Source organism: Schleiferia thermophila, assembly GCF_003337435.1.
GTDB classification, from domain to species: Bacteria; Bacteroidota; Bacteroidia; order Flavobacteriales; family Schleiferiaceae; genus Schleiferia; species Schleiferia thermophila.
Genome location: NZ_QPJS01000002.1, coordinates 442410 through 464096, shown reverse-complemented (window position 1 = coordinate 464096; position 21687 = coordinate 442410). Strand labels below are relative to the sequence as shown.

The window sequence follows — 21687 nt, the reverse complement described above, 5'->3', positions numbered from 1 at the left end:
TAAGAGCTTTCTATCCGGTTGTTTCCGAATGAAGAGGAATATTAGAGGGTTCCTCTGAGTGCCTGCTCTCTTTCAATGGCTTCGAAGAGGGCTTTGAAATTTCCTTTTCCAAAGGATTGGGCTCCCTTTCGTTGGATGATTTCGAAGAACATGGTAGGTCTGTCCAACACCGGCTTGGTGAATAGTTGGAGCAGATAGCCTTCGTCGTCGCGGTCGATGAGGACTCCGAGTTGTTTCAATTCTTCGAGGTCTTCATCGATTTCACCTACGCGGTCGAGCACAGTATCGTAGTACGTAGGAGGTACATAGAGGAAGTCTACACCGCGTTTTTTAAGTTCCGAAACGGTGTGAATGATGTTGTTGGTAGCTACGGCGATGTGTTGTACACCTGCACCGTTGTAGAATTCGATGTATTCTTCGATTTGAGATTTTTTTCGGCCTACGGCTGGTTCGTTGATTGGGAATTTAATTCTGCCGTTGCCATTGGTCATTACTTTGGACATCAATGCGGTATATTCGGTGGAGATGTCTTTGTCATCGAATGATACCAGCTGTGTAAAGCCCATGACTTTGGCGTAAAAGTCCACCCATTTGTTCATTTCTCCCCATCCCACATTGCCTACTATGTGGTCCACATATTGGAGGCCTACTTCTGCGGGACGATAGTTTGGAGCCCACGACTTAAAACCGGGCAGAAAAGCTCCGTGATAGTTTTTTCTTTCGATAAAGTAGTGAAGCGTTTCACCATAGGTTTTGATGCCGGAGATGATCACTTCGCCATGTTCGTCGGTAAGTTTTTGGGGTTCGAGGGCGCTTTCTGCACCTCTTTGGGTAGTGGCCTGCCAGGAATAGGTGGCATCATCTACCCATAGGGCTATGACCTTGACTCCGTCGCCGTGCTTGTTGATGTGTTCATTGATGGGTCCTCCGGCTTGCAGTGGGGAGGTAAGTACAAGAGTGATTTTTCCCTGACGAAGGGCATAGCTCACCCTGTCGCGACTGCCTGTTTCAAGCCCTTTGTAGGCAAGGGGCTGAAAACCCCAGGCTGATTGATAATAGTGGGCTGCCTGCTTGGCATTGCCTACATAGAGTTCTATGTAATCAGTCCCATTAATGGGCAGGAAATCCTGGACGTCTTCGAAGATTTTGGGTATTTGAGTTTCGGTTTGCATGGTTTAAATATATTGGTTTGACAACATCAGAGTTAATTACTCCAGCCAACTGCGGTAGTAGTCCTCATTTTCGATGAGCAGAGCAGTATCTGTGAGTTTCAGAGGTTTGAAAGTGTCAATCATTACGGCCAGTTCTTTTGTTTCTTTCTGTCCAATGGAGCGCTCGATGGCTCCAGGATGCGGACCGTGAGGAATTCCGGCCGGATGCAAGCTGATGTATCCCTTTTCTACATGATTGCGACTCATAAAATCGCCATCGACATAATAGAGTACTTCATCTGAATCAATGTTGCTGTGGTTGTAAGGGGCTGGAATGGAGTCGGGATGGTAATCGTAGAGACGTGGGGCAAAGGTGCAGATGACAAAATTATGACCTTCGAAAGTCTGATGTACAGGAGGGGGTTGATGAATTCTGCCGGTAATGGGTTCGAAGTCGTGTGCCGAAAAGGCATAGGGATAAAAATATCCATCCCAGCCTACTACATCAAAAGGATGAGAGGCATAGATGATTTGATGCAGGTGATTTTGTTTTTTTATCTTAATGAGAAAATCTCCTGTTTCATCATAGGTTTCCAGTACTTGTGGTCTTCGGATGTCTCTTTCGCAGAAGGGAGAGTGTTCAAGCAGCTGGCCAAACTGATTTCGATAGCGCTTTGGTGTTACAATTGGGCTAAAGGACTCAATGATCAACAGCCGGTTGTCGGAGGTTTCGAATTGAATCTGGTAGATGGTTCCTCTGGGAATGACCAGATAATCGCCGTATGAGAAGGAAATATTGCCGAGAAAGGTACGCAACACCCCTGATCCTTTATGTACAAAGATCAACTCATCGGAGTCAGCATTTTTGTAAAAATACTCCTCCATAGAACTTGCAGGAGCTGCCAGGGCAATGTTCAAATCGTTGTTGAATAGCACAATTCTCCTGCTTTCCAGGAAATCATCATCAGGCTCAATGTCCCAACCGCGCAACATTCGGGATGTAACATTGTGAGCGACGGATGCTTTTGGAGTCAGATCAATGGCCTGGCGGATTTCTTTTACCATCGTTGGCCTATGATGATGGTACAGTAAGGAGCTGACCCCGGAGAAACCCTCTGTACCGAAGAGCTGCTCGTAGTAAAGGCTTCCGTCGGGCTTTCGAAACACGGTATGCCTTTTTCGGGGTATGATGCCTAAAGTGTGGTAAATGGGCATAATGACTTCTGTTTTTTCTGTTGTGAGCTGCAAAGTAAATTAAACAGAAGGATCAGAAGTATGAATTTTGTTAGTAACGGTAGATGTAAATCAGGCGGTTTTGAATTCTGCAGCTACAAACCTTTTGATAAGCTTTCGCAGGAAGCTCCTTTCCTTTGGTATTTCGCCGAGTACTACTTCCAGCTCTTCGATTTTTACTTTGTTGAGAAGCGTTCTGATTTCGGAATTTACGCTTCTGGAATATTCACTGAGCAGGAACTCATCTGCTTTTACCCAAGTGCGATTGGCCCTGGCTACGAGGATATGTAAATGAGCTTGCATGGAGAGGTTGATGGAGTACTGATTGTTCATCAGTGAAGGGATTTCTACGAACAGGTAATCGTAGAGGCTTGCTGTGAATCCTGGTGGGATGAGATCTTCCACTCGTTTAGCTGCTTCGAAGGTTTTGTCGTTTTTAAAGGTAATGCGGTCAAAAAAAGTGTTGTCTTCATTGACAAACGAATCTTCTGGTACCAGGACCATTACCCGGTATTGAAGCATGACGAGACGATTAGCAATCTCCTGAATCATGCTGGTTTTGCCTTCACCGGTACGGGTAGATAGCACTGCCACGATAAAAGGGCGTGAAATTTCTTTGCTTTTGATGTAATGCTCAAGCCGGATGGTCTGGAGGGAGAGCCCTACGGTCTGCTTTTTGACCCATTCGAGGTCCACTCCTTTATCGGCTTTGGTAAGTTTTAAGGACGGGTATGTGCCCAGAATTTTTTTGCCGATGACACTTTCGGCTCTGATTGGGTTTTTTAAAGTGGAGTCAAAAAATTCGAGCAATATGATGATCAGTAGGGGCAAGACAAAGCCTACAACGCCGGATGCGGCTACCATTACTGCCGTTTTTGAGGGCAGAGGCTTAAGTGGAAAGTATGGAGGTACGGATACCACCAGTCCCCCGGATGCTATCAGATCGCTCTGCTGGCGCATGATGGCCTGGTTGAGTGAATGAAGCAGCTCCAGATAATTTTTCTCTGCGATGCCGATTTCACGCTCATATCTGGCCAAAAGGGACCCGAGTGGTGCAAACTCATTGTAGAGTTTTTCGAAGTACTTCCTTCGCTCATCAAAAATTCTCAACCTGGCCTCACTTTCGTCGAGGGCAAGTGTGTATTTGAGCCATTCCTGCAGCAAGGCCTGATTGGGGACTCCATCAGTAGTACGAGAAAACTGGTAGCGCTTGGTGAGCAGGTCGGAAAGCTCTGCGCGGAGTTCGGCAGCTTTTCGGCGTAGTATGTTGATGGTGTTGGGGTCGTTGTAGTAAATTTCCATGGTGGTAATCTGAGCCTGGATTTCGGCCAATTGTCTACGTTTTTCAAGCAGCTCATCTGAAAATTTAATGATCACCTTGTTGACCTGCAGTTGTTCTTCGAGTTTCTCGAGTGAGGCCTTGTTAGAGGCTCTCACGGCTAATTCTTTTTGAAACTCGTCTTCCATTTGTTCTTTCATGGTGGCGATGCTTTTGGTCTGCTCGCCGTAGTTGATGATGTTGTTTTGTACCCGAAACTGTTTGAGGCGGTCTTCGGCGGCATTGAGTTCTTCGCGGGCCATTGCAACTTGCTTTTTGAAATATTCGACAGCGTTGTTGCTCTGGCTGGCTTTGATTTCGTTCATTCGCCGTATAAATACTCTTGAGAGAATTTCGAGGGTTGACTTACAAATCCCCGGATCGATGTATTTGTATTTGATGTTGATTAAGTCGGAATTCTGAATTCTGGATACATTGATTTTGCTGATGGCTTTGAAGCTGTAGGGCGATTCTTCAGCGTTGAAGATGATTTTACCTCTGAAGGTGTTGTAATTTTTTTGTTTCCAGGCTCTGATGTTGGCCAGGCATGAGTCGATGCCTTTGGTACTTTTCAATTCGTTGTACAGCTCAGGAGTGAGGATTTCGATCATCTGTCTCCAGGCCTCATCACCGATGATTTCGGCTGTCGGGCCATCGAGTGAAAGGTGCAATGCAAGGAGCTCTTCGCCGGTTTCCTCCAGGGTTTGCCGCGATTTTATGATGTTAATAAGGTTGTCATAGGCATTGGCAGTGGCAAAGAAATCTACATTGGTGCGGTCTACATTGGTGAGATTGAGACCGGAAGCTATCCCGGTATAAATTTCTGTTTCTGACTCGTATTCTTTGGGTTTGCTTTTGACCATCAAAAATACCAAAATGGCCAGCGTCATTGAGGAGGCCATCAGGTACTTAAAGTTCCTGTTAAAAAGTCTGAGAAACTTTATCAGGCTCATTAATGCTTTTCAAATTTGGAAAACGGAATGCCTACAAGGCGTTCCAGTTGTGAATAGGTATTGAAGAAGTCCGTTCTGAGTTCTTCGTAGATAAGGCTGTATTTGGTTTTCAGTTCTGTATTGGTGCCCAATTGGTCGAGGGTAAGCTCACCTTGTCTGAATCGTTCTTCGGCCATTTCCATAATAAGTGAAGTGGATTCATTTGTTTCAGCCAGGATGGCTATTTTGCGTTGTATCATCAGGAGTTTTTGGTATTCGTTGAAGATCAGTTCTCTAATGTTTCGAATGGCTTCGTCTCGTTTGGCAATGGTGCTTTCAAGCCAGGCTTCGGCTGCGCCTATTCTGTCTCTTCTTCCCACCACTGTAGACAATGGTATCCTCACTCCGGCACCAACCAGGTAACCTATAAAGAGAGGGGGGCCGTCGGGGCCAAGAATAGCACCCAGCGTACCTCCTTGATACTGGCCCGTAATAAAGATATCTCTAGCCCAATCTTTTCGGACGATGCTTACTTCATATTCTCTGAGTTTGACTTGTGCATGCCAATACTTTACTTCCGGAGAATTGGCGACCGCTGTATCAATCAATTCGTTGATTGGAGGCAAATAGTCTAGAAGATTAACGAAAAGTGAATCCAGTTCAAGGGCTTTTCTACGGTCTACCCCTTGTGTATAGCCTGCTGTACAGCAAGCCAAAAAAGCACATAAGAGAATGGTTTTTTTATACATTTTCTTTTTGAAATAAAGCCGGAATGGTTTTTAGGATGATTTTTATATCGTTCCAAAAAGAAAAATTTCTTGCATACTGGTTGTCGAGCGCTTTTCGCTCTTCTTCGCTCATGTCGGATTTGCCGCGTTTTTCGACCTGCCAAAGCCCCGTTATACCTGCCGGAGCCAAGAAGCGCTCGCTCCAATCGTCGGAAGTGAGCTGCTCTGCTTCATACAGGGGTAAAGGTCTGTTTCCTACGATTGACATATCGCCTTTGAGTACATTGATGAGCTGAGGAAGCTCGTCAATGGAGGTATTTCTAAGAAATGCTCCAACTTTGGTAACTCTTGGATCATCCTTAAGCTTAAAAAATGTTCCGGCTGACATTTGCTTTTTCAATTCTTTATATTCCTCCTCAGTCAGCGGTGTACCGTCTTTGTGGATGAGCACTACCGAGCTGGCAAATTTGCTTTTTGGTTGCTTGGGTAAGTTATCATTAAGGGTTGTCTGAGTGCTGTCTGTTTTATATTGATTCATGTGTAAATATTCTTTGAGCCTTCGATCTGCATCGGTGTACATGGATCTCAGTTTATAAAAATCAAAAATCCTGTATCCTGTTCCTACTCGTTTTGATTTGTAAAAAATCGGTCCGGGGGATTCCAGTTTTATGGCTATGGCTGCTATTAATAAAATGGGGGAAACTACTATCAATGCCACAGATGCAAAAACAATATCGAATATTCGTTTGGCCAATGGAATTCTGTAAGGTTTTTGCGAAAGTTTTACGAGCTTGTTTTTACGGCTTTCTTCTATATTTTTTAAAAAGGGAATCCGTTCAATGACCATCTGAGGATCTAAGGGTTTTTGATAGATATCTGTAACTTTTTCTTTCAGATACAATCGCTTTGTATAATTTCCAAAATGTTGGTCCACCAGCACATAGGGAATACCTTTTTCTTTTAAAATGTTTTTGTAATAATTAAAGAGCTCAAATCCATTCATTCCCTTAAGTGTCTTTTCACAAAGTATCAAATCTGGTTGCATATTGTTTTGATTGAAAAATTTGTCGAATTGAACGGCATTTCGGACTGTCTTAAACTCTACATCTTGCCTTCCTGAAAACAATCTGATCACTTCCGGATCTTCCCCTATATAAATGATATGAGTCATAGTGGCATATTTTGTATGCTTACGAACGTATTCTCACCAAGTTATTGATTCTCAATGCCAATTCTTCCGGGTTAAACGGTTTTATGAGGTAATCATTGGCACCGAGCTTCAGGCATTTTATTCTTTCAGTTGATGAATCCTCGCCTGATAATACAATCAAGGGAATATCCTGAAAGAAGGCGCTTTCGCGGACTCTTTTTATGTATTCAAACCCGTCAATTTCAGGCATATTCAAGTCAGCTATTACTACATCGGGAATGTTGCCGTCGTACATCCATTCCAGAGCTTCCCGCCCATTTTCAAGGGCTTTGACTTCATATTTGTCTTTAAGAAACTGTTCGAGCAGTTTTCTCATTACTGGCTGATCGTCAATGATCAGTACCTGCTTTTTTGTCATAAATACTTTTTGTTTTAGCGGTTTTTCAGCTGGTTGAATACTTGATTTAGTATTTTTTCTACTTCCATTACTTTTTGTTCGAGGTCTGGTGCAGAGGTTCCGGATTTGCCGATTTTTTCGATTTCTCGTATGGTTTGCTGGATACCGGGAATTTCAAAGAGGTCTATGGAAGGTTTTATCTTGTGGGCAAGATTTCCCATATCCATCCAACGTCCTTCTTTGAAGGCCTTCACCATATCGTTGAGTTGGGAAGGGGTGTGTTCCAGGAAGGTTTCAATCATCGAATCGACGAACTCCGACATCCCGCCGGAGAGCTCCTCCAATTGTCTGAGGTTGTACATATTTCCCATGGCTTTTTTATTTATTTATTGTGATTTCTTTATTTTTGATCAAGCGGTAAATAGTAGATTTCCCGATGTCGAGTTTTTTTGCAACTTCGAGCACATTAAAGTTGTGTTTTTCCAGGTAATATTGGATGATTTTATTGGTGAAATCCCGCAAGGTTCCCTTTTCATTAAAGAAGTTTTGAATGGTGTTTGAGCTGGAAAAATTGATTTCACTTTCAGTGATTTTTCCACCTTCCGACATTACTACAGCTAGCTCGATTACTGCTTTTAGCTCGCGTACATTTCCTGGCCAATGGTAGCGCATCAGTTTCTCCTGTGCTTCCGGTGTGATTGTAACTTTATCCATTTTATTTTCTTTGGCAAATTCATCAGCAAAATGCTTTGCTAAGATAATGATGTCATTACCTCGATCCCGTAGTGGAGGCAAATGTATCGGAAGACCTAACAGCCTGTAGTACAAATCTTCACGGAATTTTCCAGCCTTGACTTCTTCGGTCAGATCCCGGTGTGTGGCGCATATGATGCGGCAGTCAATTTTAATAGGTGTATTGCTGCCAATTCGCACGACCTCTTTTTCCTGCAGCACTCTGAGTAGCTTGGCCTGTAGGTGTAACTCCATCTCGCCGATTTCATCGAGAAATAAGGTGCCACCATCAGCCTCTTCAAATTTGCCGATACGCCGGGAGATCGCCCCGGTAAAGGCCCCTTTTTCATGACCAAAAAGTTCACTTTCAATCAATTCTGAGGGTATAGCGGCTATGTTGAAGGCTACAAAAGGCTTTTTTTTCCGGCCACTGTTGTAGTGAATGGCCTTCGCTACCAGTTCTTTTCCTGTACCTGTTTCCCCGTAAATACTTACGGTTATATTGGATTGTGCTGCTTTTTCGATGAGTTTAAACACCGACCGAATGGCAGGACTGCTGCCTTTGATGTTTGAAAAATCGTATTTCAGATTGACCTCTTCACGCAGTCTGTCGATTTCGGTCTTGAGTTTTGCATTTTCCCTGATATGCCGAATCGAATTCCAAAGGCGGTCTTTGGTATCCTTGTCTTTTACAATATAATCGTAAGCACCTTCCTTGAGTAAATTGACAGCGGTGGTGATGTCTTCCTGGCCTGATACGATGATTACAGGAATCTCAGGATATTGCTTTTTGATTTTTCTGAGCAATTCTGCCCCGCTCATATCCGGTAGTGTATAATCAAGGCTTATTACATCAGGTCTTTTGTACAAATTGTTGAACAGGTCCCCGCCGGAAGTAAACAATTCTACATCAAAATCAGGATTGAGAGAAAGGTGGTGCCTTAATAGTTTTCCGTAAAACTCATCATCTTCCGCTAAAAAAACTTTAAATAGATTCATTGAGTTTTTCAGTTTGTGGAAATTTGTTTCAAAAATGGAAAAAATTTCACTATTAAAAAAATTATTTTTTGAAACTTTTCAATAACTTTATTAACTCACCAAATCCGGAATACAACATAGACAGGGGCCTGAATTTAATTTTATTCCCAAGGAAATAATAGCCAAAAAGAATCCCGCTTCCATACGTGAAAATAGATACCAATGCTACCCCCGTAACGCTTTTGAACACCTTAATCGCCACAACATCCCCCAGAACATTTACCAGTGCCATAAGCATCACTTTATAAAAATTCTGCTTCTGAAGATCAAAGACTTCAAGTGCGATCCCGCTCAACCGATCCAACGGTATTAAAGCAGTATAAATAGCGAATATTTTCAGCAGTATGGATGCGTCCATATAATCTCGGCCGGCCAATATGACTACCAGTTGATCTGAAAACATCAAAGTAACCAAAGCTATAGGCAGCACAAGCAAGAACAACAGACCTGTTTGCACTTCGTATTCCTTCAGAAAGTGCTCTTCTCCCATGTGTTTCCGTACGGAAATGAGCTTTGGATAGGCCGTAGAAACCAATGACCGGATAGGTATATCCAAAAGCCCCAGCAACCGCTCCGGGACATTATACCGTGCCACTGGCGCAGGTCCCATAAAAAACATAAGCAGAAAAGTATCCGTGCTCTTAAGTAGGTTGCTCCCCAGCAAAGTTCCCATGCTGTATTTGCCAAAATCGTAGAGGGACCTGATGTGTTCTTTGCTGCCTTTAAAGAAGTATTGAATGCCGTTCCATCCGTTAAGTGCAGTAAAAACACCTGCTGCCAGCCAGCCCCCTATGTAAGACCATACAATCAACTCAAGTCCTATCCCGTATAAAAAATTGAACAGACAACCTAAAAAGTACACAAACTGAGAGATACTGCGAGCCCAAAAGAGCCTGTCAAACCTGTTATAGGCATTGAGCAACCAAATGGAGATACTGTTGGGATGACTGATGATGGATATCAGCCAGAACCACTTTCCTACGAAAACCAATTCCTCTGAAAAGCCAGAAGGAAAAAGTATAAAAAACAAACTTATGGGCAAGGAAATACCGGCCGAAAGCCACAACCCAAATCTCCAGGCAGCTCCGGTATATGCGTGTTTTTCATCGTCGGTATCGCTCTCTCCTATACGCTTGATCAGAGCATTGCTGAGCAATCCGCTTCGAATCATATCAAAGAGGGTAAAAACCGTCATAAAAAACACCCAGATACCCAGCTCATCGCGCTCAAGGGAGCGTGCGAGCAAAGCAAAACTGAGCAGACCCAGCAAGGCAGCAGAGCCATTGCCCATCAGGCTCATAAACTTATTGCTTCGGTAGAGTTGGGTCCACAAATTTTTCATCGCTCAGAGCAATTCCATCAGCCTGTGTCTGGACTTTACCCTCACTCCCTTTTCGGTCGCTTCTACCAGTGCTGCCTGAGTATATGCATCGTGTTCAAAAAACAAAATCATGTTTTCGTTCATTGCCATTTGAAGTACTTCTTCCTTTTCTTGCATTGTGAGCAATGGGCGAACATCGTAGGCCATCACCCAGGGCAACGGAATGTGATACGAAGAAGGCATAAGGTCGGCCATGTACATCACGCTTGCATTTTTGGTCTGAATAATGGGTAAAATCTGCGCTTCGGTATGTCCATATACCACATATATATCAAAACCTAATTCGGTCGATGAACGGCCGGCTGGGGCATGAAATTTTGACAATTGTCCGCTATCTATCAAAGGTTGAATATTTTCTTTTAAAAAAGAAGCTTTTTCTCTGGGATTGGGATGCAGGGCCCAGTGCAGGTGTTGGTCATGTACCCAATAGACAGCATTTCGGAAAGTAGGCTCAAATCCGTTTCCGTCCCTTCTTCGGCTTACGGCACCTCCACAGTGGTCAAAGTGTAGGTGCGTCAGCAATACATCGGTGATATCGTCCGGCGAAAATCCGGCTCGTTTTATAGAATTCAGAAGTGATTCTTCCCCGTGCAGATAGTAAAAACTAAAAAATTTTTCATCTTGCTTATCCCCAATGCCTGTATCGATCAATATCAGCTTATCCCCATTTTCTACCAGTAAACATCGCATTGCCCAAGTGCACATATTGTTTTCATCAGCAGGGTACACTCTTCCCCATAGGCTCTTTGGAACAACTCCAAACATGGCCCCTCCGTCCAGTTTAAAATTTCCGGTTTCTATGATATGAAGCTGCATATTCTGTTGAATTTTTGCCGTAAAAATAGTTTCGCACCCATCGCCTTCTATGAAAAATATCAGAATTTCTGCGTTTACTTTTTTGCGAAATGCCGTCGACTACGACCTGCCTTTTGTAGAATCTATCTCTTCTGCATTACCTATTGTAGATGAATACATTGTTGCATTAGCACATAGCTCAGATGCAACTGAGGAAAAACTCCTTCAAATTGAAACAGACAAACTGAAAATTATTTCAACAGATTGGATACCAGAGGTATACACAAGAAACACCGAATACGCACGTCAGACCGACCTGGCTAAAGCTCACTGCACCGGCCATTGGCTTCTCTATCTGCAGGGCGATGAAGTGCTTCACGAAGAGGACCACAGCAAAATAATGCGCGCTATTCGAAAGGCTCACGAGCATCGGGACGTTGAAGGGATCTTGTTCAATTTTCTACATTTTTGGGCTGATTACCGCCATGTTCATCGCTCGCATACCTGGTACAAAAAAGAAATCAGACTCATCAGAAACCTGCCTGAGATTCACTCCTGGCGCGACGCACAGAGCTTTAGATTTTTTCACATACCTCCAAAATCTCCAGCAGACTATCTGTCAAAACATCATTCCCGAAAACTCCGAGTGATCGACTCTTCCATTCGGATATTTCACTATGGGCATGTAAAGAAAATCGAACTTCAGCACAAAAAAGTCCAGGATGCAGCCAACACCTTCTACCAAAACAAAAAAACCATCTCTTTCGATTTTGGAAACATCCACAATGTGCCACTCTACACAGGTACACACCCGGCAGTGATGAAGGACAGAATTGCGGAATTTGAAAAAAATCAAGCTCATCCATCTTTTAAAAACAAGCCTAATCCAAAGCTTCACAAGCACGAAAGACTGAAATATCGCCTGCTATCCTGGGTCGAAAATACGTTTTTTGGCGGTCGCCAGCTGTTTGGATTCAAAAATTTTACCCTGCTCTCAAAAGCTTGTGAACTCAAAGAAAAATTTAAGATTTAATAAAACATTTTAAACAGTTTAAAATTCTTTTATTTATAAATTTGATTAAATATTGAATCAATGAAGCATTTGAATACAGTGCGTGGCTTGCTGTTCTTTTTCTCAATGAGTATTTGGCTCAGTCCGCTGGCTCAGAGCCCGAAAGTAAAGGAGGTAAAAACCTTTTTAGTTGCTTCTGCCCTTCATTCAGAAAACGACCTGGCAGATCTTCGCCTTAGCTCATGGCACAGCGATGAAAAAACCGGGCTTACCTATGCATACTGGCAGCAATTTCACCAGGCAGTACCCGTCTTTAATGCAGTGATCTCATCCGTCTATGACAAAAACGGAAAGATCCGAGTGGCAAATTCCAATGCTGTAAGACAATTGTCTCAAAAATATCAAAGAGCCTCGCATGTACTACAAGCTGAGTACGCGGTAAAATCAGCATTTGAATATTTGGGCATACAGAAGCCGGTTCCAAGGATAGTGGCAAAAGACAACGATGGCCTGCGCATACGATTTGAACACGATGGAATCAGCCACGAAGAAATCTGGGCTGAAAAATACTGGTTGGTTTCCGATGAATCTCTCGTACCGGTATGGAACGTCATCGTGCAGCCGATAGGGACAGCCGACTGGTGGAATATCCGAATAGATGCTTCATCCGGCAAATTCCTCGAAAAAAACAACTGGACTGTGGAATGCGCACCTGAAAATACCTTTGGTCGAGTGCGGACATTCAGCCACAATAAAGGAAAACCAATGCATAAATCATCGCCCAAAAAAGGCGCCCTTACAGGTGCTACCTATCATGTTTACGGCTTGCCACATGAAAGTCCAAATCACGGACCGCGCACCTATATAACCGATCCTCAGGACAGCATCGCATCGCCATACGGATGGCATACCCGAAATACAACAAACCTCAAAGAATTTACCATCACCCGTGGCAATAATGTGCATGCTTACGAAGACCAGAACAATTCCAATAGTCCCGGTTTTAGCCCAGACGGAGGCGATAGCCTCTTCTTCGATTTTCCGGTCAACTTCTCCGCACCACCTATCCAAAGCATGCCAGCTGCTGTCACCAATCTGTTTTATATGAACAACATCGCCCACGATGTCTTTTACCAATATGGATTTACTGAAGCTGCAGGAAATTTTCAGGTCAACAACTACGGCCGGGGAGGTATCGGCAATGATGAAGTAAGAGCAGAAGCTATGGATGGAGGAGGTACCAACAATGCCAACTTTTCCACTCCTCCAGACGGACAAAGGCCGCGCATGCAAATGTATTTATGGCCGCAATCTAATCAGTCCAACGGACTTCGGGTAGATTCACCGGTTACTGCCAGTTATCCACTGGTGCCTGCTGCGATCGGGCCTCAGCTGGCCTCCAATCCGGTATCCGGTCAATTGGTGCTGATGAACGATGGCAGTGTCGACTCCACTCTAGGCTGCCAGAATACCCAGCAAAATCTCCAGGGAAAAATTGTATTGATCGACAGAGGCTCCTGCACTTTTGCCAGCAAGATACTTAATGCACAACAAGCGGGTGCTATTGGCGTAGTTGTAGCCAACAACGCAACCGGAAATCCCATCGCTATGGGAGGCAACGGAACAGGAATCACCATTCCCTCCGGTATGACCACCCTTGGTGCCGGAAATGTCCTCAAACAACTTCTCAACCAGTACCAGGCAGTGTACGTAACCCTTAGCGACAGCTCTTTATCGTTTGACTCTTCGTTTGACAATGGTGTTGTGATCCATGAATATGGCCATGGAATCTCCATCAGACTTACCGGAGGAGCAGCCAACAGTAATTGCCTCAACAATCAGGAACAAGCCGGCGAAGGCTGGAGTGATCTATTTGCCCTCTTTTTTACGACGACAAGCGCCAATACTGCCTCGCAGCGCAGAGGTATTGGTACCTTCCTCATCGGTCAGAATACAAACGGCCAAGGCATTCGACAAGCTCCCTACTCCACCTCCACCCTCCAGAACAATCTGACCTACGACAACATCAAGACGGCTGCGGTACCCCATGGCGTGGGCACGGTATGGGCTACTATGATTTGGGAAATGTATTGGAACCTGGTCAATATCTATGGATTTGACGATGACCTCTACTACGGAAATGGAGGTAACAACATCGCCTTCCGTCTCGTGATGGAAGGGCTAAAACTGCAAAAGTGCAGCCCGGGTTTTGTGGACTCCAGAGACGCAATCCTCCAGGCCGATACGTTGCTCTACAATGGCCAAAATTCCTGCGCCATCTGGGCAGCCTTTGCCAAAAGAGGGCTCGGCTACAGCGCCAATCAGGGTTTATCCACCAGTCGCTCGGATGGCACCCAGGCCTTTGATACACACCCCAACTGCCTGGTGAGTATCGGTGAAAACGATCCTTCGCGCCCGCAACCTGCCCTCTATCCCAATCCTGCCCGTGATTACGTATTTATCGATCTGCCTGGATTTGATGGAACCATTCGGATTCAGATTTCTGATTTGACTGGCAAAATCCTGCTCAACGATGCCACCGACCTACTTCCCGGCCACCGGGTTTGGGTTTCACTGGAAGACTACAAGCCCGGCATTTATCTGATCGAAGTCCAAGACCAAACAGGCCGCCAATGGAACAGCAAAGTCATTGTCAGATTGTAAAGCCGTTCAACTCATTTGTTCAAAGCCCCTGATGGATTCAGGGGCTTTGTATTTGAATCAGGGGTTCTGTATCTGAAAAAATATACCGGTTACCTTTGCCCCACAACCAAACCTCCGGGGATCACACACATCTCAATGCGATGGGCAAAAAAAAACTCCTGAAATTCGCCGAAAACCGCACCTACTGCCACTACACCGAAGTATGGAGAGGGAAAACCGATCTGGACAACTACCCATTGAAAGGGAAATGGTCGCAGGACTTCTTTGGCAATGAACTCCCACTCATTCTGGAATTGGGCTGTGGAAAAGGACACTACACCATCGGACTGGCAAAAAAGTTTCCCGATACAAATTTCCTCGGTATCGATGTGAAAGGAGCTCGTATCAACAGCGGTTGTCGAATAGTCGCAAATGAAGACATACCAAACGCAGGTTTTTTGAGGGCTGAAATTGAATTAATAGATTGCCTCTTTGCCCCGGGTGAAGTTTCTGAAATCTGGATTACCTTCCCGGATCCACAGATCAAATTCCGAAGGGCCAAACATCGGCTTACACATCCTGATTTTTTGGCGCGATACAAAAAAATTTTGAAACCTGACGGCATTGTACATTTAAAGACCGATAGCGAATTTCTTCACGGGTACACATGTGGTATCCTACAAATGGCAGGAGCACATGTGCTGGATGCCTTCTACGACATCGATCTGCAAGCTGCCCGCTCACACCCATTGCTTTTCGAAATTCAAACCGAATACGAAAAAAAATTCAGAGCCGAAGGCAAAAAAATCACCTATCTGCGCTGGAAGTTCTGACGCGGGTAATACTCCCTCCACCACTAATGCAAAACAGCCTGTCGGAGGGCAGGCTGTCAGATTTAAGTGCTGTGTTTTGCAATTAATTCAGCAGGACTTTCATCGACCTGGACTGTACCCCTGATGCTACCCTGAGCACGTACATTCCGGTAGCCAGTTTGGGAAGCGCTATTTCCACGCGTTCGTTGCCATGAACGTCTGCACGAGTGCTGTAGACCACGCGTCCGCTCATGTCCACGAGGCTAATGGAGGTCGTTCCGAGGTTTTTAAACCCTTTCAGATACAAGATTCCGTTGTACACCCAGGCGTTGAAGGCATCGGCTGCAAATTCTTCCGCGCTGACCTGGCTTTTGCTGAAATGCAGCACAAAGCGATCCGGATTGTTCACAGGATTGTGAGCAAAGGTGTAGTCAGCGTTGTTGAGCAGTGTGTGGGTTTTCAGCAGCTTATCTTCCAGCACAATGCTGATCGAGGGATCAAAATCCTGCTGGGCAGGAAGTGTTATGGTATACTGGCCCCCCTCGCTGCAGCTGAAGTGCATCGGCAGCGAAAATTGTCCGCTGAGCTCAGGGAGTGTATTGATCGCATAACTTAGGTTGTTTAAGCGGGTATACAGCATCGGGTGGCCCGCCACGTTGTTTAGCTTGTAGGCATCGTAGAGGCCGTCGAAGGCGAGGGTCGCATCGGATTTGAAGATCACATAGGTCTCATCCGCCCGGTTGCCGGTAAATACCCGGATGTTTACCTTATCAAAGGTGAACAGAGGTTTTTGCAGTCCATTTGAGCCGCTGGCGCTTCTTCTGGACAGGTCAAAGGTGAAGGTTTGTGCATCAGCCGTAGCTCTCACAAAGAATCCCTGACCAGGTGCCAGATAGCGCAGTGTATCAGGAGTGTTTAAAATTGGATTGTAGGCAGTATATCCGGTGGTCGTTCTGATGTAAAGGGACTTTTCCAGCGATTGATTGTCTAAAGTAAGTAGATTTACATCAAAGTCTGCATGATAAGGATTGGCCAGGAGATTCCAGCCTTTAGTTGAATCGCTGGTAAAGGTGACTCCGGTTGGAGCATCGCCCCATGACATGGTTCGCACTACTGCGGAAGTATTGGCATTTAAAGTGCCCGAGAAGGTGATGTTGGAATTATCCGCCGGGATGGTAAAAAATCCATGCGGAGAATTTTCGCCCGCAGCAATCAAATAACCCTGACCTCGGCTGAAGGTACTGGTATGGGCCGGTGACCAACCGGTAGTAGCTCCCCAGGAATACACCGAAGTAGAGGTAAATTGACCGGAGCCGATGGAGTTAATATTGATTCCGTCGATGGGCGAACCTATGCCATACCATTTATAGGAAGATCCCGGCTCCAGGCGCATTTGATGGTTAATTGTGCCGGTACCCGTCACAGCACCATAGATCAATCGGGCATAATTGGTTTTTGAGGTAGCTTCAAGGGTGATGGTACCGTTGTTGGTGAGGGTACCGGTGACGGTGAGTGCAGCACCTGTATCTACCAATACTGTACCTCCGGAGGCTATGGTCAGATCATTCAACGTTTGATTTGTGCTGATTCGCAGTGTTCCGCCGTTTACGATTACGTCGTTGGTGGCTGGTAGGGTATTTCCTCCAGATCGGTTGAGGCGGAGGGTACCACCGTTTACGGTGGTCGTTCCGGTATATGTGCATTCACCGGTCAGTTCGGTAGATCCTGTTCCGGATCTTACCAGATTCAACGTCCCGCCCGTATTGGTGATCGGAAGTGAAAAAGTAGTGGAAGCTGAGCCATTGATGGTTAATGTTGCGGTACCTGTGTTGTTTCGTATTGAACCTCCTCCAGGCCCGTTTGAGATGGAAGCAAGCGTTTGATTGAAGCCATTCAGGTCAAGGATACCTCCGTTGCCTGATGAGTTGGCCATTGTTACATCTGTAGAGGTTGGGAGTGCATTTTCAACTCCGAGTAAGATAACTCCTGAATTGGCTGCATTGAATATTGTACTTCCAGTGTAGGTATTGGCTGCATTGAGCGTGATGGTTCCAGCACCTCCGGAGTTACCAGCTGAGAACTGCAAGCCCGCGCTGCCGGAAATAATTGAATTGACAGTAATAGAATTACCGCTTGTAGCCCCGATCATAGTCCTCAGGTTGCTGTTGTTGGTTATGGTGGCAGCAGAGGTAAGCTGTGTTCCAGATGCTGTAGCTACTATTCCGGATACTCCGCCACCTGTTCCACCATCTGTGATGGTGATAGGAACAGAGATCATTGCACCTGAAGCACTGAGATTTATCCTGTTGGCAGCTCCAGAAGCTTGATTTCCTTGAATGGTCAACGAAGCACCTGTTCCACCAGTAATATCTCCACCAATTGCCAAAGTTCTATTCGCAGTTGCTGTGCTGTCCATCAAATTGAGATTCACTCCTGCAGCCAAGGTGATTGGGGCATTGAGCTGCCTGGTATTAACATTGTTGGTGATGATGGTATAGCCGGTGGTATTTACAAATACTTCTGATGCCGTCACATCACCGGTGAGAGTGACCACACCGGCTGTTCCGGCCAAAATTGCGTTGTTGCTATCGGCCCAGGTAGCGGCTGACCCAGAAGAAAATGGCTGTCTCCAGTTGTTGGTTCCTAGCCAGTTACCGGTGCCACCGTTGGCCGGATTTGCAGTATTATCTCCACCATTCCAATAATAGCCAGAAAGGTCTGCCAATGAGGAGGTAGTGATCGGGGTGCTCCAGTTCGTATCATTGCGTGCATAGATGGCATAGTGATAGGTTTGTCCGGTTGTAAGGCCTGTAACAGTCACGGAAGTTCCCGTTCCTTTGTAAACTACGTATTGGGAAGAACCAACATCTGTCCCACCTCCAAAAACCTGATTTGCCGTAAGGCCCGCTCCGTCGCCGGTTGGTGTGTAGCTCACTGCTGATCCCTGTCGGGCCACTACCAGAATTTCATCAAAGCAGCCCAGGGGATTGGTCCAGCCGATGTTTTGGGTAGTCGGGGTAGATGATATGGTGGGGTTGGTCGGATCGCCTACGTTGAGATAGATGGCCAGATCGTCAGGATTAGGGGTGCCGGTAGTGACGGGATTGTCATTGACCACGCGGATCCGATACCCTGTGCCTGAGGGCGTACCGGCAGGTATGGTAGCACTGATAGGCGAAGCTCCCGACCCTATATTCACTGGACTGGCAAAGCTGCCAGTGGCATCGGAAAGTTGTGCTGTAAAAGTCCCGCTAAATGAGCCTGTAAATGTATACGGCACACTCACACTGGCACCTGTAGTAGGAGTAATGCAAAACGGCGATCCGGTGATGGTGCCGGTGGCTATCGAAGGGCTAGTGGATACACCACGTACTGTGAAATCATCTATTCTATAATTTCCAGGTGTATTTTGTCTGATTGCGGACCATCTGAATCTTAAATTTGATTGATTATCAGCACCCGATGGTAGTGTTATCCAATTTCCTTGATTAATTGCTTGCCATACAGAGTTATTGCTTACATCTATATACGTTATTGGATTCCAGTTAATTCCATCATTTGACCATTCAAATGTTAAAGTTACTGGGTGAGCAAACGTTTTTCTAGCAATATAAGCAACTTGAATGGAAGTATATCCAGTAGTATTAATCCCAGATACTTCTACTTGATAAAATCCAGTTGTTGATGATGTTGCCCCATCAGCCAAATTAGCACCTCCTGAGGCAATTATTTCACCAGAAAAAAAGGTACCTGATGAGCTAATTTGCGTACTTAAAGTAAAATTATTAGCTGCAGCTCCACTTCTTACCCATTTAGGTGGCCCAGATATTAAAGTGTCCGAGTTTACAATTGTATTACCGAAATTTTCTTGATAAATAATAGTTTGACATAAACCCTTTTGTATACTAAAAAAATTCAATAAGATTAAAATTAAGTTGGGTAAAAATTTCAGATTTCTGGTTCTCATAGGTATTTATTTTTTTCATTTTTAATTTTTTTGATTCCAAAAGCGGCTCCGGCTACAAGCAAGAGGGAGAGTGCTCCATCCACTGGCACAGGGCCTCCGGGAGGATCGGGCTGGGCATTTACGACCAGTGGGATCGCTGCTGTCAGCAGTATGATAAATCCGCTGAATTTTCTGAGTTTTTTTGGGTTCATTGCAGTTTAATTTTACAAGCATACAAAGGTAAAAATCTCAATATTAACTTTATGTTAAATAAAATAAATCTCTAGATTATTAAACTACATATACGAAAACTGTACTACCTGTGCAATTCAAGAAAATACGAGAATGATTTTAATAGTTAGTTTGCAGCATTATATCTTCCTGGCCAACGCTTGAATTGCTATGTTTTTAAGCGTCTGTGCTTTGTACATCACAAGTATGCCAAGTGCCAACACGGCGTAAGCCCCCGCCAGCCAGGCCATCGAATAGCCGGCAGCCAATACCAGCATGAGAGCCGCACCGATCCACACGGCGTACCACCATTGCCAGGAAAACACAGATGGTAATCCGTGCTTCCTGCCAATCCACCACAGCTGAGCCACAAATATCCATACGTGTGTCACTACCATGGCCACGGCAACTCCTACTACTCCATAGCCCGATATCAAAAGGCCAATTGCAGTCAAAATCACCACTATTCCCGCGATGCTTATGAGGATTAAGAATCGCAGATATTTGTGTGCAGTAATGTACGAACCTACAATAAAATTTGCCACTATAAACGGATACGATATCAGGTGTATTCTGAATACTTTTGATATCTCTTTTGCATCAGAGGTATACAATATTTCGCAGAAAGTTTCAGAAAGATAAAACATGCTGACTGCGATAAAAACTCCAGTAAAAAACATTATAATTAAAATGGAAGAAAAAAGCTTTTTCAGCACCTCTTCCTCCTTTTTCAAATGCGCGAAAAGAGGCAGGAGAATGATGGATGATAAATACCCGAATTGAGATAAAAAATCGACCAATCTGTAACTTGCAGCATAAATCCCCGCCTCATTACTTCCTAACAACAACTGAATCAGTGTGCTGTCGATGCGCGTGTATAGGCCCATCAGCAGAATAAGAAGGGAGTATGGAGCAGCAGCTTTCAACCACAACCAGCTCTCCGGCACAAATCTGAACCTAACCCCTATGTCTTTCCTCAAGTGAATTAAAAGCAACAAAACCGGAACCCCGGCCGAAAATATTTGTACATAGACAAAATATTCCATCTGAAAAGATTCCATTGGAATAAGATATAACCAAACAAACAATATCATAGTAGATATGAACCTATCCAATACAGAATACAAGGAATCTTTTCCAAACTTTTGAGAAGATGACAGATAGGTCCTTAAAAACAGTATAAAACCCGAAGAAGCGTGAAATACAGAGGTGAGAAAAATGAAATATAAAATACTCCCTTCGCCAAAAACCAATATTCCAGCCACAGTTGCAATCAAAACATATACAATGGAAAGCATCAATTTAGCAGGCAAAAGCGAAGCTACCGAATACACCCGTTGAACAGATTGATCGGACAGATTGATGTTGTTAAAGTGATTTAACCCCAGATCGGAAAGTATTGAGAAGATCATGGAAAAATTGAAAGCCGTAAAAAACAACCCATACACATCATGACCCACAGCATTCTGGACGGGAATATCTATGGCAAAGACCCAAATCGGCTTAATCAGCACATTGAGCAAGAGCAGAAATCCAAAATTTCTGAAAAAATATAAAAGCATCAGCTACAGGCGCAATAAAGGTCAAAACTGCTAAAATGCGGGCAAATTTAGAGCTGCTGGCCAGCCAAATTGCTTTTTTGTTTTTATCATTTCATACTTCATGGCAGGCGGATTAGGTTTTATTTTTGCCCATCCCCCTAATATGGACATCAAAAAACAACAGTTTGAAACGGTAAAAAAAGTATTTACCGAATACCTCGAAAAAAAAGGGCAGCGAAAAACCCCGGAGCGATACGCCATTCTGGAGGAAATTTACATCAACACCGAACACTTCGATATCGAGACCCTCTACGTGCGTATGAAAAACAAAAATTACCGGGTCAGCCGCGCCACCCTCTACAATACGATTGAACTACTGCTCGAATGCAATCTGGTACGCAAGCACCAGTTTGGCCAAAACCAGAGTTTTTATGAAAAATCCTATTTCAACAAACAACACGACCACATCATCTGCCTCGATACGGGTGAAATCATTGAGTTTTGCGACCCGCGCATCCAGCAAATCCGCAATACTGTGGAAGAAATTTTCGGCGTCCGGATCGAAAGCCACACCCTGTATTTTTATGCCAACAAAAATCCAAAATGGGAAGAAAACCCCGAATCCTGATCACATTTAAACATTAGAA

At 44.6% G+C, this 21687-nt stretch carries 17 protein-coding genes; 4 read left to right on the top strand and 13 right to left on the bottom strand.

Annotated features, from left to right (window positions below):
• Positions 1-41: 41 nt before the first annotated feature.
• From hppD to DES35_RS07115, 10 genes are all read right to left on the bottom strand, one after another.
• On the bottom strand, positions 42-1172 hold the full coding sequence (gene hppD / locus DES35_RS07160) for a 4-hydroxyphenylpyruvate dioxygenase (protein WP_114366220.1): 1131 nt from the start codon (positions 1170-1172) through the stop codon (positions 42-44).
• A gap of 36 nt (positions 1173-1208) precedes the next feature.
• On the bottom strand, positions 1209-2366 hold the full coding sequence (locus DES35_RS07155) for a homogentisate 1,2-dioxygenase (protein ID WP_037357485.1): 1158 nt from the start codon (positions 2364-2366) through the stop codon (positions 1209-1211).
• A 90-nt stretch (positions 2367-2456) separates the two neighbouring features.
• Complete coding sequence (locus DES35_RS07150) at positions 2457-4655, bottom strand: GumC family protein (protein WP_114366219.1); 2199 nt, start codon at positions 4653-4655, stop codon at positions 2457-2459.
• Positions 4655-5383, bottom strand: coding sequence for a TolC family protein (locus tag DES35_RS07145; RefSeq protein ID WP_037357481.1), 729 nt, complete (start codon positions 5381-5383; stop codon positions 4655-4657). The genes DES35_RS07150 and DES35_RS07145 overlap by 1 nt, the downstream gene beginning before the upstream one ends.
• Positions 5376-6533, bottom strand: coding sequence for a sugar transferase (locus tag DES35_RS07140; protein WP_114366218.1), 1158 nt, complete (start codon positions 6531-6533; stop codon positions 5376-5378). The genes DES35_RS07145 and DES35_RS07140 overlap by 8 nt, the downstream gene beginning before the upstream one ends.
• A 19-nt stretch (positions 6534-6552) precedes the next feature.
• Positions 6553-6930, bottom strand: a complete 378-nt coding sequence (locus tag DES35_RS07135; protein WP_037357477.1) for a response regulator — start codon at positions 6928-6930, stop codon at positions 6553-6555.
• Between the two features lie 14 nt (positions 6931-6944).
• A complete protein-coding gene (locus DES35_RS07130; protein ID WP_037357475.1) occupies positions 6945-7280 on the bottom strand; it encodes an Hpt domain-containing protein in 336 nt (111 codons plus the stop codon).
• Between the two features lie 7 nt (positions 7281-7287).
• Positions 7288-8640 carry a sigma-54-dependent transcriptional regulator gene (locus tag DES35_RS07125; protein ID WP_114366217.1) on the bottom strand — a complete coding sequence of 451 codons (1353 nt, stop codon included), beginning with the start codon at positions 8638-8640 and terminating at the stop codon, positions 7288-7290.
• Positions 8641-8701: 61 nt separating this feature from the next.
• Positions 8702-10021, bottom strand: a complete 1320-nt coding sequence (locus tag DES35_RS07120) for an oligosaccharide flippase family protein (protein WP_084180115.1) — start codon at positions 10019-10021, stop codon at positions 8702-8704.
• Positions 10022-10024: 3 nt separating this feature from the next.
• The gene (locus DES35_RS07115; protein WP_037357469.1) at positions 10025-10876 is read right to left on the bottom strand and encodes an MBL fold metallo-hydrolase; all 852 of its coding nucleotides are present in this window, start codon (positions 10874-10876) and stop codon (positions 10025-10027) included.
• Between the two features lie 49 nt (positions 10877-10925).
• Between DES35_RS07115 and DES35_RS07110 the strand changes: the two genes are divergently transcribed.
• From DES35_RS07110 to trmB, 3 genes are all read left to right on the top strand, one after another.
• Positions 10926-11888, top strand: coding sequence for a glycosyltransferase family protein (locus DES35_RS07110; protein ID WP_114366216.1), 963 nt, complete (start codon positions 10926-10928; stop codon positions 11886-11888).
• 60 nt (positions 11889-11948) lie between these two features.
• A complete protein-coding gene (locus DES35_RS07105; protein WP_114366215.1) occupies positions 11949-14531 on the top strand; it encodes a T9SS-dependent M36 family metallopeptidase in 2583 nt (860 codons plus the stop codon).
• A 140-nt stretch (positions 14532-14671) separates the two neighbouring features.
• Positions 14672-15343: a tRNA (guanosine(46)-N7)-methyltransferase TrmB gene (trmB, locus tag DES35_RS07100; protein ID WP_114366256.1), complete on the top strand. Its 672-nt coding sequence runs from the start codon at positions 14672-14674 to the stop codon at positions 15341-15343.
• An 82-nt stretch (positions 15344-15425) separates the two neighbouring features.
• Here trmB and DES35_RS07095 read toward each other — a convergent pair whose 3' ends face one another.
• The 3 genes from DES35_RS07095 to DES35_RS07085 all read right to left on the bottom strand — a co-directional run bounded on the left by DES35_RS07095 (position 15426) and on the right by DES35_RS07085 (position 21061).
• Positions 15426-19028 (bottom strand): T9SS type A sorting domain-containing protein, encoded by a 3603-nt coding sequence (locus tag DES35_RS07095; protein ID WP_211306543.1) that lies wholly within the window; start codon positions 19026-19028, stop codon positions 15426-15428.
• A gap of 257 nt (positions 19029-19285) precedes the next feature.
• Positions 19286-19480 carry a PID-CTERM protein-sorting domain-containing protein gene (locus tag DES35_RS07090; RefSeq protein ID WP_037357463.1) on the bottom strand — a complete coding sequence of 65 codons (195 nt, stop codon included), beginning with the start codon at positions 19478-19480 and terminating at the stop codon, positions 19286-19288.
• 159 nt (positions 19481-19639) lie between these two features.
• Entirely contained in the window at positions 19640-21061 is a 1422-nt protein-coding gene (locus tag DES35_RS07085; RefSeq protein ID WP_114366213.1) for an oligosaccharide flippase family protein, read from the bottom strand.
• 142 nt (positions 21062-21203) lie between these two features.
• Here DES35_RS07085 and DES35_RS07080 point away from each other — a divergent pair, with 142 nt between their 5' ends.
• The gene (locus DES35_RS07080; RefSeq protein WP_114366255.1) at positions 21204-21668 is read left to right on the top strand and encodes a Fur family transcriptional regulator; all 465 of its coding nucleotides are present in this window, start codon (positions 21204-21206) and stop codon (positions 21666-21668) included.
• Positions 21669-21687: the final 19 nt, after the last annotated feature.